The sequence below is a fragment of the Dietzia sp. MNB45 genome (genome assembly GCF_051994785.1).
GTDB classification, from domain to species: Bacteria; Actinomycetota; Actinomycetes; order Mycobacteriales; family Mycobacteriaceae; genus Dietzia; species Dietzia kunjamensis.
The window spans coordinates 572,279-589,422 of record NZ_CP163397.1 but is presented as its reverse complement, the minus strand read 5'-3'; the positions used below and the strand labels follow the sequence as shown (position 1 = coordinate 589,422).

Here is a 17,144-nt window from a genome sequence, read left to right as displayed (position 1 = left end):
TCCCGGCATCACCGGCGCGAACTAGGCTTGGGCCGATGGAACGATGGGTCAGGTTGTTCAGGTGGCTGTGGGCCACCCCCTGGCCCGTCTATGCCCTGACGATGGTGCAGGCGAACATCATCGGCGCGGTCTTCGTGTTCTCGTTCCTGCGCTTCGTCCTGCCGATGGACCGGTTCCTCGACCTCGACCAATTCCGCTTCCTCAACCAGTACCTGTTCATCGGCTATCTCGTGTTGGCCTTCGTCGGCGGCGTCATCGCCTCGACGCTGCTCCTCCTGCCCGTGTTGCGGGTCGACCGGTCGGGGGCGGACTTCGACGGCGCGATCCGCCGGCGCACCCTGCGCCTGCCGTTCCACCAGGCGCTCATCTCCGGCGCCATGTGGGTGACCGGGACGCTGCTGTTCGTCGCCGTCAACGTGGGCCACTCCCCCAGGTTGGCTCTCATCGTGGCGGTGACCAGCCTGCTCGGCGGCAGCACCACCTGCCTGATCTCCTACCTGCAGGCCGAGCGGATCATGCGACCGATCACGGTCCGCGCCCTGTCCAGGGGGGTGCCGGAGAGCCGCCATGTCCCCGGCGTGCGTCGCCGCATCTTCCTCGGCTGGTCACTGACCACGGTCATCCCCATCGCCGGCATCCTGCTCATCCTCACCGGACACTGGTTCGGCCTGTTCGGCGACGACCCCGGTCTGATCCTCGTCGCCCTCGCGGTGCTGGCGAGTGTCGCCGTGATCGCCGGCGCGATCGGCATGGGGCTGGTCTCGGACTCGATCGCCGACCCGGTGCGCGAGATGCAGGCGGGCGTCAGTCGCGTCAAGCAGGGCGATCTCGAGACCCGCGTGACGATCTATGACAGCTCGGAGATCGGCCAGCTCGCCCAGGGGTTCAACGAGATGGTCACGGGCCTGCAGGAACGTGAGGCCATCCAGGACCTCTTCGGTCGCTACGTGGGCGAGGACGTCGCACGCAACGCGCTCGAGCGGGGCACCGAACTGGGCGGGCAGGAACGCCAGGTCGCGGTGCTGTTCGTCGACCTCACCGGTTCGACGGAGTTCGCTGCGGCCCACGAGCCGGCCGAGGTGGTCTCCGTGCTCAACGACTTCTTCCGGATCGCCGTCGAGTCCGTCGACACCAACGGCGGGTACATCAACAAGTTCCAGGGCGACGCCCTGCTCGCGGTCTTCGGGGCGCCGCTGGAGGTGGACAACGAGGCCGGCCGTGCGCTGCGGGCCGCGCGTGCACTGCAGAGCCGACTCGCCGACCTGGCCCCGCTCACGGCGGGGATCGGCGTCTCCTACGGCACCGTCATCGCCGGACACATCGGCCATGCCAAGCGGTTCGAGTACACGGTCATCGGCGACCCGGTCAACGAGGCCGCCCGCCTCACCACGCTGGCCAAGATGGAGCAGGGACACGTTCTGGCGTCGGCGGCCACGATCCACCGGGCCGACGCACCCGAGGCGGCCAGGTGGGTGCTGGGCCGCAGCGTCGAACTGCGCGGCCGGGGCATCATGACCCAGCTCGCCCGACCCCTGCGCCCCACCCTCGCGGACCGGTGGCAGGCCGGCTCCGTGGCGTTGCGCCCGGCCGACGACCCGGCGCACTGACCGGCGGGCCTCAGCGGCGCGACGCGGCCGTCTTCTTCGCGGGCGACTTGCGGGCCGGGGCCTTCTTCGCGGGCGCCTTCTTCGGCGGCGACTTGGCGCGCCGCTCCGAGAGCAACTCGGAGGCGCGGGCGTCGGTGAGGCTCTCCACGGTGTCGCCCTTGCGCAGGGAGGCGTTGGACTCGCCGTCGGTCACGTACGGGCCGAAGCGACCGTCCTTGACCAACATCTGCTTGCCGGAGACCTCATCGACCCCCATCTCACGCAGCGCCTTGGGGGCGGCGGCCTGCCGGCCCCGACGCTTGGGCTCGGAGTAGATCTTCACCGCGTCCTCGAGCGTCACCGTGAACACCGCGTCCTCGGACTCCAGGGTCCGGGAGTCGGTGCCCTTCTTGAGGTACGGCCCGTAGCGACCGAGCTGGGCGGTGATCTCCTCACCGCTGGTGGGGTCGACGCCCACCACGCGCGGCAGCGACAGGAGCTTGAGCGCGTCCTCCAGCGTCACCGTCGCCGGCTCCATGGACTGCATCAACGACCCGGTCCGGGGCTTCGGCCCGGTGGGGCTGTCGGCCTCCTTCTTCGCCCGGCGGGTCACGGCGGCCTTGGCCTTGGTCGCGGCCTTCTTGGCCTCGGCCCTGGCGTCGTCGTCCTTGGCGGCGGCGATCGCGGCGTCGCGCTCGGCGTCGATCCGCTTCTTCTCCGCCTCCGCGTCGGCGAGCACCTTCTTGGCCCAGACCGCCTTCTCGGCGTCGGTGGCCTCGGGGAGCTTCTCGGTGACGTAGGGGCCGTAGCGCCCGTCCTTGACGACGATCTCGTGTCCGGTCTCGGGGTCCACGCCCAGCGGGCGGCCGTCCTGAGGGGTCGAGAAGAGCTTCTCGGCCACCTCGAGTGTGAGCTCGTCCGGGCTCATCCCCTCGGGCAGGTTGGCCCGCTGGGACTCCTCGGCGCCGTCCTCGCCGGCGACCATGCGCTCGAGATACGGACCGTAGCGACCGACCCGGACGTGCACCGGGCGGCCCTCGGAGTCGTCGAACACCCGGATCGAGTTGATGCTGCGGGCGTCGATCGCCTCGAGGTTGACGTCGACGAGGTTCTTCAACCCCACGGCGTAGTTGGCCTTGTCCTCGTCACCGGAGCCCTCGGTGGCACCGAAGTAGAAGCGCCGCAGCCAGTCGTCCCGGTTCTCGCGTCCCTCGGCGATCGCGTCGAGTTCGTCCTCCATCAGCGAGGTGAAGTCGTAGTCGACGAGCCGGCCGAAGTTCTGCTCCAGCAGTCCGACCACGGCGAAGGCGACCCAGCTGGGGACCAGCGCGTTGCCGCGGACGTAGACGTACCCCCGGTCCTGGATGGTGCGGATGATGCTGGCGTAGGTCGACGGGCGGCCGATGCCCATCTCCTCCATCGCCTTGACCAGGCTCGCCTCGGTGTAGCGGGCGGGCGGGCTGGTGGTGTGCCCGTCGGGGACCAGGTCGGTACCGGTGAGCTGCTGTCCCTCGTCGAGGCGGGGCAGGCGCCGCTCGGCGTCGTCCGCCATCTGCTTCTCCGAGCCCTCGGCCGGGTCATCGGTCGCCTCGACGTAGGCCTTGAGGAAGCCGGGGAACGTGATGGTGCGGCCCGAGGCGGCGAAGGTGGCGCGCTCGTAGCCGGAGGCGTTGTCGCCGGCGTCACCGCTGATGCGGATGCTGACGGTCGTGCCGCGCGCGTCGGCCATCTGGGAGGCGACCGTGCGCTGCCAGATGAGCTCGTAGAGCCGGTATTCCTCGGCGTCGAGGGCACTGTGGAGCTGCCCGGGGGTGGCGAAGGTCTCGCCGGCGGGCCGGATGGCCTCGTGGGCCTCCTGCGAGTTCTTGACCTTCCGGGTGTACTGCCTGGGCGTGGGTGAGACGTAGTCGCTGCCGTACAGCTCCGTGGCCTGCGCGCGGGCGGCTGCGATGCCGCCCTCGGACAGGGTCGTGGAGTCGGTACGCATGTAGGTGATGTAGCCGTTCTCGTACAGTCGCTGCGCGATCCGCATGGTGCGCTCGGACGTGTACCGCAGCTTGCGGCCGGCCTCCTGCTGGAGCGTGGAGGTCATGAACGGCGCGTAGGGGCGCCGTGTGTACGGCTTGGACTCGACGGAGTCGACGACGAAGTCGGCACCGGTCAGCGCGTCGGCCAGCGCCCGGGCCGCCGGTTCGGCGAGGACGACGGAGTCCTTGGCCGCGCCGGTGGACTTCAGACGCCCGTCCTGGCCGAAGTCGCGGCCCTGCGCGACCCGGGCGCCGTCGACGGCGGAGAGGCGGGCGGTAAAGCTGCGGGGTTCACCGGCGTCCCCGCCGGCGGATCCCTTCGTTGCCAGGGTCGCGGTGATGTCCCAGTAGTCCGCGGCGACGAACGCCATGCGCTCGCGCTCACGCTCAACGATCACGCGGGTGGCCACCGACTGCACGCGGCCGGCGGACAGTCGCGGCATGACCTTCTTCCACAGCACCGGGGAGACCTCGTAGCCGTAGAGACGGTCGAGGATCCGGCGGGTCTCCTGGGCGTCGACGAGGTCGGTGTCGAGCTCGCGCGTGTTCTCGGCGGCGGCGAGGATGGCGGGCTTGGTGATCTCGTGGAACACCATCCGCTTGACCGGGACCTTGGGTTTGAGGACCTCGAGCAGGTGCCAGGCGATCGCCTCGCCCTCACGGTCGGGGTCTGTCGCCAGCAGAAGCTGGTCCACGCCGGCGAGTTCCTTCTTGAGCTCGGCGACCTTCTTCTTCTTGTCGGCGCTGACGACGTAGATGGGTTCGAAGTCGTCGTCCGGGTTCACCCCGAGCCGCGCCCACGGCTCCTTCTTGTACTTGGCCGGGATGTCGGCCGCGCCCTTGGGCAGGTCGCGGATGTGTCCGACCGACGCCTCGACCACGTAGTCGGACCCCAGGTAGGGCTGGATCTTGCGTGCCTTGGTGGCGGACTCGACGATCACCAGGCTCCGCTTGCCGCCCGATGCTGCCTTCTTGCTCGCCACTGGAGTGCTCCCAACCTGCGCTGATTCCGTCGTCGACGCCCTTCACCGACCACCGGTCCCGGCTACGGTACGCGTGCCGGGGCCCTTCTATAGGAATTCATACCAGGCGGGATGCCCTCCACGAGAACCGTCGAGTCACCCCTCCGGCACCCACGGTGGGCTTCCCGGCGCGGGGCGCGGGGTGTCCAGATACTGCCCGGGTTCCGCCTGACCGGTCTCGAGATACCGCAGGACGATCTCGTCGACCGCCTCGTTGCCGGTGTCGAAATGGCAGTGCACGGTGCCCCGGATCCGGACGAGTGTGCCTCCCGTCGCGTCGGCGGTGGCCGGACCGAACATCCCCGGGGTGTTGGGGTCGTGGTCGGACTGGATGATCAGGGGCGGCGCGGCCATCTCGCGTGCCTCGATGCGCGGCGGGACCGCGGAGGGCGGGTAGAGGCAGTATCGGGTCTGCTCGGTCAACGCCCACACGTCCTCGCCGGTGCTACCCGCCGGGTCGCTGCTGCCGATCAGGGCCGGGGCCGCCAGGTTCGTCCGGGGCGGCGCGGTCTCGTTGCAGTTGATGATCTTCAGGTAGGTGGCCTGGTCGGACGTCACCGGGGGCCGGCCGGTGCGCTCCTCGGCCTCCTCCTCGATCCGCTCGTCCAGCTCCTCCGGTGTCTCGACGTCGGGCGCCGTGCCGTGCACCTTCGCCGAGATCGCCCAGGCGATGTCGGGCCAGGCGTCGGGGGACCGGCTGTAGAAGTCGAGGACCCGGAAGTAGCCCACGGCGTCGTCCGGCGTCGAGTCGAACCCGCCGGTGGACGCGACGGCGGCGTTCTCCGCCCGCACCGACCCGGTGTTGAGGGCGTCGAGGGAGCCCGCCGCCAGCGATCCGGTGGGAACCGACCCCGGGGCGTCATCGCCCGGCACGGCGGGGGGCGGAAGGAACCGGCCCGCGGCCGCCCCCTCCGACAGGTCGAGCTCGTGGATCCGCCGGTACACCTTCAGGGCGGTGTCCCCCAACGCGTAGACGTCGTCGTACTCGGCGATCCACGCGAGGACGTAGTCGCGCGCCCGGTGCCGATTCTCCGCCTGCCGCTGGTGGAACTCGTACCACCACGTCTCGGACGGTCCGACCGAGGAGTCCAGCACCATCCGGTCGAGGCGCTGCGGGAACAGGGTCTGGTACATCATCCCGATCGCGGTGCCGTAGGAGTACCCGAGGAAGGAGATGCGCTCCAGGCCCATGCGTTCGCGGACCACCTCGTGGTCGCGCACGACGTTCTCCGTGGTGATGGACCGCACGAACTCCGGGTCGGTGGCCATGCACCGCGCGGCCTGCTCGTTGAGGTCGTCGTCGTCGTCGGGGTCGGAACGGTCCGGGGCCTCCACCTCCGGCCCGGGGAGACACTCGAGCGCGCCCGATCCCGCCAGGCCCCGGGGCTGCACGATCACCAGATCGTGGGTGCGACGGATCTCGTCGACGGCGGAGTCGTCGTCCCTGTCGAGTGCGGTGTACCAGAGGGTGCGGGCGTCGCCTCCCGGCCCGCCGGGGTTGGAGAACAGTGCCCCCTGACGATCGCCCGTGGCGGTGATCCTGCGGACCTCGATCCCCACGGTGCGACCGTCGGGGTCGGCGTGGTCGACGGGGACCGTGACGGAGGCGCACAGGACGTCGGGGCGGGGCAGGCGGTGGAGGACGTCGGCCGCCGACTCCGCGGGGCACGGGGTCCAGGTCACGACGTCAACCCCGGTCAGGGTGGAGGTGGGTGTGGGCGTGGCCGGGGCGACGGGTGGTATTACGACGACGACGAGGGCTGCGGTCGCGGACGCGACCAGGCGTCGTGAGAAGTGGGGCATGATGACGAGTTTTTCATCTCCGCTGCGTTCCGGGGGGTTTTCCTGCGGGGGGACCGCCCGACTGGCAGCAATAGACAGATCGGTCTAGGGTGAGGGAAGAAGCCACGTCGCCGAACTGGAACCTGTTACAGTCCCGGTCACACGGTCGTGGCCGCGGGCTGCGCCGGAATCGGCGTACCGTCGAGGGCTGAACGGGAGCCGCGACAAGCCTCGATTCATCACGACTTTCTGGAGGTCAGCACCGGTGGGCAACTCGTCCAAGACCAAGCTGGACAAGGTGGTCATCCGCATCGCGGGTGACTCGGGCGACGGCATGCAGCTCGCCGGTGACCAGTTCACCTCCGAAGCCGCCGCCTTCGGCAACGACCTGGCGACCCAGCCCAACTACCCCGCCGAGATCCGGGCCCCACAGGGCACGATCCACGGGGTCTCGAGCTTCCAGATCCAGATCGCGGACTACGACATCCTCACCGCCGGTGACCGTCCCGACGTGCTGGTGGCGATGAATCCGGCGGCGCTCAAGGCCAATATCGAGGACCTGCCCTCGGGCGGCATCCTCATCGTCAACTCCGACGAGTTCACCAAGCGCAACCTCACCAAGGTCGGGTACGAGTCCAACCCCCTGGGGTCGCCGGCCTTCGAGGCGTTCCAGGTGCACGAGGTCGCGATGAGCACCCTGACGATCGGTGCAGTCGAGTCGGTCGACCTCGGCAAGAAGGACGCCGAGCGCTGCAAGAACATGTTCGCCCTGGGGCTGCTCACGTGGATGTACGGGCGCACGGTCGACTCGATCGAGAACTTCCTCAAGGACAAGTTCGGCAAGAAGCCGACCATTCTCGAGGCCAACATCCTCGCCCTGCACGCGGGCTGGAACTACGGCGAGACCACCGAGGCCTTCGCCTCGGAGTACGAGATCGCCCCCGCCAAGCTGCCCGAGGGCCGCTACCGTCAGGTCACCGGCAACACGGCGATGGCCTACGGCCTGGTCACCGCGGGCCGGTCCGCCGACATGCCCGTCTTCCTGGGCACCTACCCCATCACCCCGGCCTCGGACATCCTGCACGAGCTGAGCAAGCTCAAGCAGTTCGACGTCACGACCTTCCAGGCCGAGGACGAGATCGCCGGCGTCGCCGCGGCACTGGGCGCCTCCTACGGAGGAACCCTCGGTGTCACGTCCACCTCCGGTCCCGGTCTGGCCCTCAAGTCCGAGGCCATCGGCCTGGCCGTGATGACCGAGCTGCCGCTGGTGGTCATCGACGTCCAGCGTGGCGGCCCCTCGACGGGCCTGCCGACCAAGACCGAGCAGTCCGACCTGTTGCAGGCCCTGTTCGGGCGCAACGGCGAGTCCCCCGTCGCGGTGATCGCCCCGCAGTCCCCCGCGGACTGCTTCGAGATCGCCCGCGAGGCCGCCCGGATCGCGGTCACCTACCGGACCCCGGTCATCGTGCTGTCCGACGGCGCGATCGCCAACGGCTCCGAGCCGTGGCTGCTGCCCGACGTCGCCGCCCTGCCTGCGATCGAGAAGAACTTCGCCACGGCCCCCGAGGCCGAGGGCGAGGGCGACGACGGCAAGTTCGCCTCCGAGTACCTCCCCTACGCCCGTGACCCGGAGACGCTGGCGCGCGACTGGGCCATCCCGGGCGAGCCCGGACTCGAGCACCGCATCGGCGGACTGGAGAAGGCCAACGGCACCGGCAACATCTCCTACACCGCCGACAACCACGACCTCATGACCCGGACCAGGGCCCTGAAGATCGCGCTCATCGACGTGCCCGATCTCGAGGTCGACGACCCGTCCGGTGAGGCCGACGTGCTGGTGGTGGGCTGGGGTTCGTCCTACGGGCCCATCGGCGAGGCCGTACGCCGCGCCCGCGCGAACGGCCACCGCGTGGCCCGCGCCCACGTGCGTCACCTCAACCCGCTGCCGCACAACATCGGTGAGGTGCTCGAGCGGTACCGTCGGATCCTCGTCCCGGAGATGAACCTGGGACAGCTCGCCATGCTGCTCAAGGCCCGCTTCCCCGCCGACATCCAGCCCATCACCAAGGTGCACGGTATGGCGTTCTCGGCCGAGGAGCTGCAGACCGCCATCGAGTCCGAGTTCGCCGGCCGCCTCGCCCACACCGAGCACGACAAGTACCGCCTGGCGCTCGACGGGGTCATCACCACCACCGGCGAGCCCGCGGCCCGCAACCGGCGGATCGGGCACACCGCCACCGGCACCACCACCGCCAACCGAACCCGCTGACCTGCGAGCGAGGAGAGGAACCCCATGACCACCACCGAATCCGGCCTCGTCGGCAGCGCACTGCCGCTCGATGCGTTGGCGTCCGTGCCCAAGACGGATGCTCCGCAGAAGCCCAAGGACTACACCTCCGACCAGGAGGTGCGCTGGTGCCCCGGCTGCGGCGACTACGTCATCCTGGCCACCATCCGCGCCCTGTTGCCCAAGCTCGGGCTCAAGCGCGAGAACATCACCTTCATCTCCGGCATCGGCTGCTCGAGCCGTTTCCCGTACTACCTCGAGACGTACGGGATGCACTCGATCCACGGCCGTGCCCCGGCCATCGCGACCGGCCTGGCCACCGCGCGCCCCGACCAGTCGGTCTGGGTCGTCACCGGTGACGGCGACGCCATGTCCATCGGCGGCAACCACCTGATCCACACGCTGCGCCGCAACGTGAACTTGAACATCCTCCTGTTCAACAACCGGATCTACGGGCTGACCAAGGGCCAGTACTCGCCCACCTCCGAGCCCGGCAAGGTCACTAAGTCCAGCCCGATGGGCTCGCTGGACCACCCGTTCAACACCCTGTCGCTGGCGATCGGCGCCCAGGGCACCTTCATCGCCCGCGCCCTGGACTCCGACCGCAAGGGCCTGACCGAGGTCCTCGACGCGGCCGCACGCCACCGCGGCACGAGCTTCGTGGAGATCCTGCAGGACTGCCCGATCTTCAACGACGGTTCCTTCGACCTGCTCCGCAAGGAGGACGCCGGCGACCACCTGATCCCGGTGCGCCACGGCGAGAAGATCATCTTCGGTGACGACGGCCAGCACTGCGTCGTGCGCCGCGGTTTCTCCCTCGCGGTGGCGGCGACCGCCGACGTGGACGAGGCCGACATCGTCGTCCACGACGCCCACGCCGACGACCCGACCTACGCCCACGCCCTGGCCAACCTGTCCAGCCAGGACCTCGAGTACACGGTCACCGGCATCATCCGGCAGGTTCGCCGCGACACCTACGACGACCTCGCCCGCGGGCAGGTCGCCGCCGCCAAGGAGACCTCACCCACGGACCTGCAGGCGCTGCTCGACGGCAGCAACACCTGGACCGTCGGCTAGGGCCGAAGGCACCACCCGCGCCGCGTCAGCGGCGTCGGAACCAGCCGCCCGCGGGGGCGGTCACCGGCTCAGATGCGCCTGGTGACCGTCCCCGTGATCCGTCCTCGGGCGTCCCACGTGCGCTCGACCACGTCGGCCACGCCGTGCTGGTCGACGCGCACGGCGGTGGTCGACCGGGTGCCGTACCGCCGGCCGATGCGGACGAACCTCGACGACAGCCGCCACTCGTGCGTCAGCGGCACGCCCGTGCGCGGCATCGTCCACGGTGTCGCCGGGCGACGATCGGCCAACACGTCCAGCAGCGCCCCGGACCAGTCCGGGCCTGTCATGACGTCGGTGCCCATGAGCGCTCTGACGTCGTGGACCGCGCCCACCACCTTCGGCCAGGGGGTGTCCAACGAGGCGTTCGACAGCCCGTGGACGCCGGTGCCGAGCGCAACCGGGCCGCGGGTGGAGCGGTTGGACGCCCACCACATCCGGTCGAGGTCGCCGGCCAGGAGGTTGACGCCCCCGTAGCGATCGAGGTCGTCGACGACGTGGTGGGCGAACTCCGCGACGGGCACCGGCCCGGTGAGCGCGTCGATGGGCAGCTCGCCGCGGGAGGCGGCTGCGGGGAGCACGGGTCCGGGCTCGCGCACGTTGGTCACCGCCGAGAACCGTCCGCCCGGGGCCACCGCGAGCCAGGTCCCGCCCGCGGTGACGTCCCGGCCGGCGACGATGCCCTCGGCGCCACCGGCGTCGGCGGTCCACTCGTGCAACGGCTCGGTGGGCCGGCTCAGGACCTCGTCCCGGTTGGCCACCACGATCAGCGGGTAGTGGGGGTGGACCCGACGGGCGACGACCAGCATGCACATACCCCCACGGTACTTCGGGCGGCGTCCGCGCAGCGCAGGGCCGACGTCCGGCGCGACGGCGCCAACTATGAGGTCCAGCTAGCCGGGCCAGTGCTGCGGCGGGACCCCGGCGGGCGCGGGCCCGATGCTCTGCGCCAGACGCGTGCGAGCTCGGGCCGTCCCGAGCCGCAGCAGCGGCCCGCCACCCTTGGAGCCGACGTAGGTGGTCCGGATCCCGACGCGGTCCAGCGCCGCGCGCAGGGCGTCCCGTCGAGGCGCATGGTGTTCCATCGCGGCGTCGATGCCCAGCTCGACCGCTCCCCCGTCGGTGACGTGGCCGGCGGTGAGCACCCAGACGCGCAGCGCACCGGCGGAGGGCGTCCACCCCTCGGGCACCGCGGTGACCGCGCCCCGCCGCCAGCGGCGCACCACCGGTACCAGGGCCGGGGTCCGCGCGGTCGACACCGTGCAGCGGCCGTCCGGGCCCGCCTCCGAGCGGATCGGATCGAGTCCCGCCTCCGCCAGGAGGGACTCCAGCGCGTCCGCCCGCCAGGCCGCGTCGAGGGCCACAGAGACCTGCGCGAGCTCGCCGGCGAGGGTGGACTGACCCCGGGCGGCCAGCGCCCCCTCCAGGTCCGAGGGCTCGGGGACGTGGTCGTCCGCGGCGAAGAACGACAGCTGCGTCACGGTCCAGAGCCTACGGTCGACCCCCGACACATCGCGAGGCCCCCACCGCGCGTGCGGTGGGGGCCTCGCCGTGATCGAGCGGAGCGCCTCAGATGGCGCGGACCTCCTGGGCCTGCGGCCCCTTCTGGCCCTCGCCGACCTCGAACTCGACGCGCTGGTTCTCCTCGAGCGACTTGAAGCCCGAGCCCTCGATGGAGGAGTAGTGGACGAAGAGGTCGGCCGAACCGTCCTCAGGGGCGATGAACCCGTAGCCCTTCTCCGCGTTGAACCACTTGACGGTGCCCTGTGCCATTTTTGATGTGTTCCTTTTCCGTACTGCCAGGTGCGACTCGCGGGATGGCCACGCGTGTCGGGCCGGCGCCCCCGACCACGGGGTTCCCGTGGACGATGATGACGACCGGGTCCAGTACATCACGACCGCGGCGCCAGGAGAACAGATCCGGGGCAGGCCGATCCGGCGCGCGGGGTGATCAGCCCTCTACGGTCGAGGGGTGACGACCTACGGACGCGAACTCCTCGGCCACCTGCTCGAGCAGCTGCCGGCCGGGGCGTCGCCGCTCACGCACGCCGTCGACCTGCCGGCGCGCGAGGCCCGGCACGCCGACTGGCCGGCCTGGGCGCACCCCGGTCTGGTGGACGAGCTGCGTGGCCGCGGGGTCGAGCGCCCGTGGGCCCACCAGGTGGCCACCGCCGAGCACGCACACGCGGGCCGCAACGTGGTGGTCGCGACGGGGACGGCGTCCGGCAAGTCCCTCGGCTACCAGCTGCCCGCACTCAGCGCGCTCGCCGCGGACCCGGGCGCCTGCGTGCTCTACCTGGCCCCGACCAAGGCACTCGGGCAGGACCAGCTGTCGTCCGTCATCTCGCTGGTGGACGCCGTGCCCGAGCTCTCCCACGTGGCACCTGCGTCCTACGACGGCGACACCCCGACCGACGCCCGACCCTGGATCCGGGAGAACTCCCGGTGGATCGTCACCAATCCCGACATGCTCCACCTGTCACTTCTCGGCCGGGCCCGCCAGTGGACACGGATCCTGCGGGGGCTCCGCTTCGTCGTCGTCGACGAATGTCACTCCTACCGGGGGGTGTTCGGCTCCAACGTCGCCCTCGTCCTGCGCCGGCTCGACCGTCTCGCGCGGGCGCTCGGCGCCGCACCGACCTACATCCTGGCCTCCGCCACCACCTCCGACGCCGGCGTCGCCGCGACCACGCTGGTCGGGCGCGAGTGCGTGGAGGTCACCGAGGACGCCTCCCCGCAGGGCGGACGGACCGTCGCACTGTGGGAACCACCGCTGATGGAGGGCCTGTCCGGGGAGCACGGCGCGCCGGTCCGGCGGCCCGCCCCGGTCGAGGCCTCCACCCTCATGGCCTCCCTCGTCGCGGAGGGTGCGCGGACCCTGACCTTCGTCCGGTCGCGGGCCGGTGCCGAGTCGACCGCGTTGCGGGCCCGCGAGCGGCTCGCCTCCGAGCACGGGGAACGCGGCCGCGAGCTGGCCGGACGGATCGCCGCCTACCGCGCCGGCTACCTGGCCGATGACCGCCGCGAACTCGAACGCGGCCTCGCCGAGGGCGAGCTGGTGGGCGTGGCCTCGACCTCGGCGCTCGAACTGGGTGTGGACATCTCCGGGCTCGACGCCGTGGTCAGCGCCGGCTTCCCGGGCACGATCGCCTCGTTCTGGCAGCAGGCCGGACGCGCCGGACGCCGAGGACAGGGCGCCCTGGTGATGCTGGTCGCGCGCGACGACCCGCTCGACACCTACCTCGTCCACCATCCCGAGGCGCTACTGGGCCGCCCCGTCGAGGCCACCGTCACCGACCCGCGCAACCCCGTCCTGCTGGCCGGGCAACTGAGGTGCGCCGTGAGCGAGCGGCCCATGTCGCACGACGAGGCCCGCGCGTGGGGCGCGACCGACGTGCTGGAACGGCTCGCCGCCGACGGACTGGTGCGGCGCCGACCGGCCGGCTGGTACCCGGCCGCCGACGACCACACCCCGCACGCCGAGGTCGACATTCGCGGCAACGGCGGGGCGGAGGTGGTGATCGTCGACGCCGTGGACGGCCGCATGCTCGGCACCATCGACTCCGTCCGGGCCCGCTCCCAGGTCCACCCGGGGGCGCTGTACCTGCACCAGGGCGAGTCGTTCGTCGTGGACGAGCTGAACCTCGAGGACGGCCTGGCACTGTGCCACCCCGAGGTGCCGGACTGGACGACCAGCGCACGTGAGCAGGTGTCGATCGACCTGATCGAGACCCTGGAGTCGGTACCCGCCGGTCCCGTCACCCTCTCGCTGGCCGACGTCGAGGTGACCACCCGCGTGACCGGCTACCAGCGGCGGCTGCGTGGCGGCGAGATCCTCGACGTCACCCCGCTCGATCTGCCCGAGACCACTCTGGCCACGCGGGCCGTGGTGTACACGCTCACCCCGCAGTTGCTGCGGGTCGCCGGGCTGGAGGAGGCGGACTGGCCGGGGGCGCTGCACGCGGCCGAGCACGCGGCGATCGGGCTGCTGCCGCTGGTCGCGACGTGCGACCGCTGGGACATCGGCGGCGTGTCGACCGCCCTGCACCCGGACACCGGGTTGCCCACGGTGTTCGTCTACGACGGCTACTCGGGCGGCGCGGGCTTCGCCGAACGCGGGTTTCGGCGCGCGACCGCGTGGCTCGGCGCGACGCTGGCCGCGATCCGCTCCTGCGAATGCGAATCGGGCTGCCCGTCCTGCATCCAGTCCCCCAAGTGCGGCAACGGCAACGACCCACTGTCCAAGCCTGGCGCGATCGCGCTGCTCACCGAGGTGGTGGGACAGCTGGGCGGCGTGGGTGTCGGGGAGCCCGCGCCGGCCGGGCCCGCCGCCGGTCCCCGCTGACCCGTCAGGCCGGCCCCGCCCGGGCCACCGCCGAGCCCGACCGCACGCCGAACACCCCGAGATCCACGCGCACCTCGGCGCGGGCCACGACGTCGTGGCCGTCGACCCGGCAGACCGACAACTCCGCACTGTTGGAGGCCGCGATCCCGGCCGCCGCGGCACACGCGTCCTGCCCCGCGCGCAGGGCGTGCGCGCCGGCCAACGCGGCCAGGTCCGCGGCGGCCCGGGCCGCATGCGCGGCCACCGCGGCCCGTCCCACCAGGAGAACCGCCACCGTCAGTGCCAGAACCGCGGCGACGGCGAAGGCGGTCATGACGGTCATGGCGCCCTCGTCGTCGTCGACCACCCGCCGCCACCCCGGCGAACGGGGCGCGGCCGCACCGGATCGGTCAGGTACGGGGCGCGTCATCCCACCACCCCCGGCTCGGTCCGCGCGACCGCCCGGCCACGGAGCTCCACACCGGGCAGGCCCCGCGCCGGGGCCACGACCGCGGCCGTGACGAACGAGCCGCCGCCGTCCACCGACACCTCCGCCCCGGGAGCCACCGCCCGTCCGGCCGCGACCCCGTCGCCCGGGCCCGCCATCGCCGCCACCCGGGCGGCCTCCCGCGCCGCGTCGACCACCCGGATCTGCGTGAGCGCCGCGCCGGCCCCGGCGGCGGCGACGCCGAACACCAGCACCAGGGAGGCGATGCCGAGGGCCGCCTCCACGGTCACCGAACCGTCGTCGCGGGCCGACGCGGTCCGGAGCCGCCGCAGCGCCATCACACCGAGGTGTTGAGGGCTTGTTCGATGATCCCGCCGAGCGCATCGGGGATCGAGTCGCCGCTGACCACGGTGTAGAGCACCGCGCCGAACGCGGCGGCGGCGATCGTCCCGACGATGTTTTGTCAATCCCTGCCTAGAAACATGCAGGTCAGGACCGTCAGCTACGATTGCGGCATGGGTTTGACACGTGCCGAGCGGTTCAAAATCAAGTCAGCGCTGGTGGATCTGATCAACCAGGACTTCGATCACTGGGATCTGAAACGCCAAAACATGCTGCTCGGCGAGTTCAAGCTCGACCTACTCGATGACGACTACAACGGGTCGACTTTCGGTGACGCCATCAGTGACGCCTCGGACGCGGACTTGATCGAGCTGTACACGATCGTTGCAGGCCAGGAACCGGACGAGCTGACAAACAAGGCGCTTGAGACGCAGATAGGCAACTGGCAGCCAGGGATGATCAGACTGTTCATCTCGCACTCTGCGGTGCACAAGGAGTTCGTTGGCGGGGTCGCAAGGGAGCTCGCGGTAGTTGGCATTCACGGCTTCGTGGCACACGACGCCATGGAGGTATCGAAGCCATTCCAAGCACAGATCGAACAGGCCCTCGCCACGATGGATGCGTTCGTTGCCCTCGTGCACACTGAGTTCAACGAGAGCGCCTACTGCCAGCAGGAGATCGGATGGGCGAAGGGTCGACACGTCCCGTTCTATGCGATCCGAATGGGCGCGAACCCGAAGGCACTTGCAGCCAACGATCAGTGGAACAGCAGGCAAGGAGATAGGCCGCGCGAGATTGCGGATGAAATCAGCGAGTGGATTGGCAACCAGCCTGGCCTTGGCGAAAGCGTTACAGAAGGCATGTTCACGTCGCTACGTAAAGCAACCAACTATGAAAGCGCGGGAGCAACGGCACGTCAAATCGCGCGCCTGACGAACCTCTCCGAAGACCAGTGGACTGAGCTTGACGAGATCTACCACGAGAACAACCAAGTCCACGACGGCATACTGCCGACCGGCGCGCTTAGGCCATTTTACCAAAGCCACGGCCGCACATGGCCGCCAGTGGATGCTAAGGCCCTCGCAGCCGAGGCCCCGTTCTGAGCCACGCGTAGCCACCACTCCCCTACTCCGGACTCCTACGCGCAAAACTGCCCATAAACGCTACGCATAGTGTCCCGAGGGCGGTAGGGGACTGGATATATAGCGTTTAGGCCAAAAACCCCTCCCCCGCAATGAAGCAAGCGGAGAAGGGGTTCGGAGCAGCAAAATCAGTTCGCAGCGCGGTACGCGTCCACAATCTCCTGCTTAATACGGCCGCGGTTCGAAACCTCGTAACCATTCTCGTTCGCCCAGTTTCGGATGGCCTGGAGCTCGTCCTTACTCATGCCGGTTCCACTCGACTGACGGCCTCCACCCGACTTACGCACACCGCGCCCGGCGGTCTTAGTCGCAACGTCTATGTATGGCTGGAGCGCCTCGTGGAACGCTGCGGCTTCGTCATCGGACAGGTCGACCTGGTACTGGTCGGAGCCGATAGAGAACTGGATGCTCTCGCCGGATTCGCCGAGCTCTTCACCCGACAAGTCGCTGATGCGGATGACTTGGTAACGCTGTGCCATGATGCCCCCTGAATAGTGCGAATAACGTTCGTGTTCGCCTCACGATACACAAAGACCCACGCAAAACCCTGAGCGATTCAACATGAGGATGGCGTCTAGTCTCCGCGGTTGTTTTTAAACGATGTAAGGCGGTAGAACGGGTCGACTCGTTGGGGAAGCAAGTTCGCCAGGTGGAGCGCCGTCACACCAATCGCCGCATATGTAGCGGCGCGATGACTCTCGATCCAATCATCACACCGTTCACTTAACGTCTCACCGTTAGGCGAGAGCAGGTCGTAGGCCAGCACTCCGCCAGCTAAAACGCCCCACGCCGCCGTACTTGGCCTAGGACGTTCCACGTCAGCGCTCAGCCTTGTAGCTAGGCTTCTTGCTCGATCCAAGCATGATGGCTTCGACCTTTGGGTAGCGACGGCCAATAAGTCGAGCCAGCGCGTAGTAGGCCGCACCAGCTACCACGATGATCAATCCTGTTAGATGCTCCAGCCCGGCCGAGATGTCTAGGCCAGCTTGTGCCGCCAGACCAATTATTGTTCCCGCCAAGAGTGGCGCGTATGTCCTAATGTATGCAGTTGCTGTGTCGTTCATATCA

At 69.8% G+C, this 17,144-nt stretch carries 15 protein-coding genes and 1 pseudogene; 5 read left to right on the top strand and 11 right to left on the bottom strand.

What is annotated here, in order from left to right; genetic code table 11:
• Window positions 1-35: 35 nt before the first annotated feature.
• A complete protein-coding gene (locus AB5G72_RS02910) occupies window positions 36-1,607 on the top strand; it encodes an adenylate/guanylate cyclase domain-containing protein (RefSeq protein WP_132062762.1) in 1,572 nt (523 codons plus the stop codon).
• A gap of 10 nt (window positions 1,608-1,617) precedes the next feature.
• Here AB5G72_RS02910 and topA read toward each other — a convergent pair whose 3' ends face one another.
• Together topA and AB5G72_RS02900 are read right to left on the bottom strand one after the other, a co-directional pair.
• Complete coding sequence (gene topA, locus AB5G72_RS02905; protein ID WP_440220947.1) at window positions 1,618-4,596, bottom strand: type I DNA topoisomerase; 2,979 nt, start codon at window positions 4,594-4,596, stop codon at window positions 1,618-1,620.
• A 135-nt stretch (window positions 4,597-4,731) separates the two neighbouring features.
• Complete coding sequence (locus AB5G72_RS02900) at window positions 4,732-6,438, bottom strand: alpha/beta fold hydrolase (RefSeq protein ID WP_440220946.1); 1,707 nt, start codon at window positions 6,436-6,438, stop codon at window positions 4,732-4,734.
• 244 nt (window positions 6,439-6,682) lie between these two features.
• Here AB5G72_RS02900 and AB5G72_RS02895 point away from each other — a divergent pair, with 244 nt between their 5' ends.
• Window positions 6,683-8,686 (top strand): 2-oxoacid:acceptor oxidoreductase subunit alpha, encoded by a 2,004-nt coding sequence (locus AB5G72_RS02895; RefSeq protein ID WP_440220945.1) that lies wholly within the window; start codon window positions 6,683-6,685, stop codon window positions 8,684-8,686.
• Window positions 8,687-8,710: 24 nt separating this feature from the next.
• The gene (locus AB5G72_RS02890) at window positions 8,711-9,781 is read left to right on the top strand and encodes a 2-oxoacid:ferredoxin oxidoreductase subunit beta (RefSeq protein WP_440220944.1); all 1,071 of its coding nucleotides are present in this window, start codon (window positions 8,711-8,713) and stop codon (window positions 9,779-9,781) included.
• Between the two features lie 68 nt (window positions 9,782-9,849).
• On the opposite strand, the gene AB5G72_RS02885 is transcribed toward AB5G72_RS02890, so the two are convergent.
• The 3 genes from AB5G72_RS02885 to AB5G72_RS02875 all read right to left on the bottom strand — a co-directional run bounded on the left by AB5G72_RS02885 (window position 9,850) and on the right by AB5G72_RS02875 (window position 11,593).
• Window positions 9,850-10,635 carry an NRDE family protein gene (locus AB5G72_RS02885; protein ID WP_067711449.1) on the bottom strand — a complete coding sequence of 262 codons (786 nt, stop codon included), beginning with the start codon at window positions 10,633-10,635 and terminating at the stop codon, window positions 9,850-9,852.
• Window positions 10,636-10,713: 78 nt separating this feature from the next.
• Entirely contained in the window at window positions 10,714-11,301 is a 588-nt protein-coding gene (locus AB5G72_RS02880) for a hypothetical protein (RefSeq protein WP_067712074.1), read from the bottom strand.
• 88 nt (window positions 11,302-11,389) lie between these two features.
• On the bottom strand, window positions 11,390-11,593 hold the full coding sequence (locus AB5G72_RS02875; RefSeq protein ID WP_067711447.1) for a cold-shock protein: 204 nt from the start codon (window positions 11,591-11,593) through the stop codon (window positions 11,390-11,392).
• Window positions 11,594-11,792: 199 nt separating this feature from the next.
• Between AB5G72_RS02875 and AB5G72_RS02870 the strand changes: the two genes are divergently transcribed.
• Window positions 11,793-14,165: a DEAD/DEAH box helicase gene (locus tag AB5G72_RS02870; protein WP_440220943.1), complete on the top strand. Its 2,373-nt coding sequence runs from the start codon at window positions 11,793-11,795 to the stop codon at window positions 14,163-14,165.
• A gap of 4 nt (window positions 14,166-14,169) precedes the next feature.
• On the opposite strand, the gene AB5G72_RS02865 is transcribed toward AB5G72_RS02870, so the two are convergent.
• The 3 genes and pseudogenes from AB5G72_RS02865 to AB5G72_RS02855 all read right to left on the bottom strand — a co-directional run.
• Window positions 14,170-14,574 carry an Rv3654c family TadE-like protein gene (locus AB5G72_RS02865; RefSeq protein WP_308203071.1) on the bottom strand — a complete coding sequence of 135 codons (405 nt, stop codon included), beginning with the start codon at window positions 14,572-14,574 and terminating at the stop codon, window positions 14,170-14,172.
• On the bottom strand, window positions 14,571-14,930 hold the full coding sequence (locus AB5G72_RS02860; protein WP_167457848.1) for a TadE family type IV pilus minor pilin: 360 nt from the start codon (window positions 14,928-14,930) through the stop codon (window positions 14,571-14,573). The genes AB5G72_RS02865 and AB5G72_RS02860 overlap by 4 nt, the downstream gene beginning before the upstream one ends.
• Window positions 14,930-15,046, bottom strand: a pseudogene (locus AB5G72_RS02855) (DUF4244 domain-containing protein); the annotation flags it as partial. The gene AB5G72_RS02860 and the pseudogene AB5G72_RS02855, both read right to left, overlap by 1 nt.
• Window positions 15,047-15,107: 61 nt before the next feature.
• Here AB5G72_RS02855 and AB5G72_RS02850 point away from each other — a divergent pair.
• A complete protein-coding gene (locus AB5G72_RS02850; RefSeq protein ID WP_440220942.1) occupies window positions 15,108-16,037 on the top strand; it encodes a toll/interleukin-1 receptor domain-containing protein in 930 nt (309 codons plus the stop codon).
• Between the two features lie 167 nt (window positions 16,038-16,204).
• On the opposite strand, the gene AB5G72_RS02845 is transcribed toward AB5G72_RS02850, so the two are convergent.
• The 3 genes from AB5G72_RS02845 to AB5G72_RS02835 form a co-directional block, all read right to left on the bottom strand.
• Window positions 16,205-16,555 carry a histone-like nucleoid-structuring protein Lsr2 gene (locus AB5G72_RS02845; RefSeq protein ID WP_440220941.1) on the bottom strand — a complete coding sequence of 117 codons (351 nt, stop codon included), beginning with the start codon at window positions 16,553-16,555 and terminating at the stop codon, window positions 16,205-16,207.
• Between the two features lie 95 nt (window positions 16,556-16,650).
• Window positions 16,651-16,893, bottom strand: a complete 243-nt coding sequence (locus AB5G72_RS02840) for a DUF7427 family protein (RefSeq protein WP_440220940.1) — start codon at window positions 16,891-16,893, stop codon at window positions 16,651-16,653.
• A 1-nt stretch (window position 16,894) separates the two neighbouring features.
• Complete coding sequence (locus AB5G72_RS02835; protein ID WP_440220939.1) at window positions 16,895-17,140, bottom strand: hypothetical protein; 246 nt, start codon at window positions 17,138-17,140, stop codon at window positions 16,895-16,897.
• Window positions 17,141-17,144 lie beyond the last annotated feature (4 nt).

Coding starts and splice junctions, on each gene's coding strand:
- AB5G72_RS02865 (WP_308203071.1), bottom strand. CDS start 14,574: ATGACGCGCCCCGTACCTGACCGATCCGGTGCGGCCGCGCCCCGTTCG.
- AB5G72_RS02845 (WP_440220941.1), bottom strand. CDS start 16,555: ATGGCACAGCGTTACCAAGTCATCCGCATCAGCGACTTGTCGGGTGAA.
- AB5G72_RS02890 (WP_440220944.1), top strand. CDS start 8,711: ATGACCACCACCGAATCCGGCCTCGTCGGCAGCGCACTGCCGCTCGAT.
- AB5G72_RS02900 (WP_440220946.1), bottom strand. CDS start 6,438: ATGCCCCACTTCTCACGACGCCTGGTCGCGTCCGCGACCGCAGCCCTC.
- AB5G72_RS02860 (WP_167457848.1), bottom strand. CDS start 14,930: ATGGCGCTGCGGCGGCTCCGGACCGCGTCGGCCCGCGACGACGGTTCG.
- AB5G72_RS02850 (WP_440220942.1), top strand. CDS start 15,108: ATGGGTTTGACACGTGCCGAGCGGTTCAAAATCAAGTCAGCGCTGGTG.
- AB5G72_RS02875 (WP_067711447.1), bottom strand. CDS start 11,593: ATGGCACAGGGCACCGTCAAGTGGTTCAACGCGGAGAAGGGCTACGGG.
- AB5G72_RS02910 (WP_132062762.1), top strand. CDS start 36: ATGGAACGATGGGTCAGGTTGTTCAGGTGGCTGTGGGCCACCCCCTGG.
- AB5G72_RS02885 (WP_067711449.1), bottom strand. CDS start 10,635: ATGTGCATGCTGGTCGTCGCCCGTCGGGTCCACCCCCACTACCCGCTG.
- AB5G72_RS02835 (WP_440220939.1), bottom strand. CDS start 17,140: ATGAACGACACAGCAACTGCATACATTAGGACATACGCGCCACTCTTG.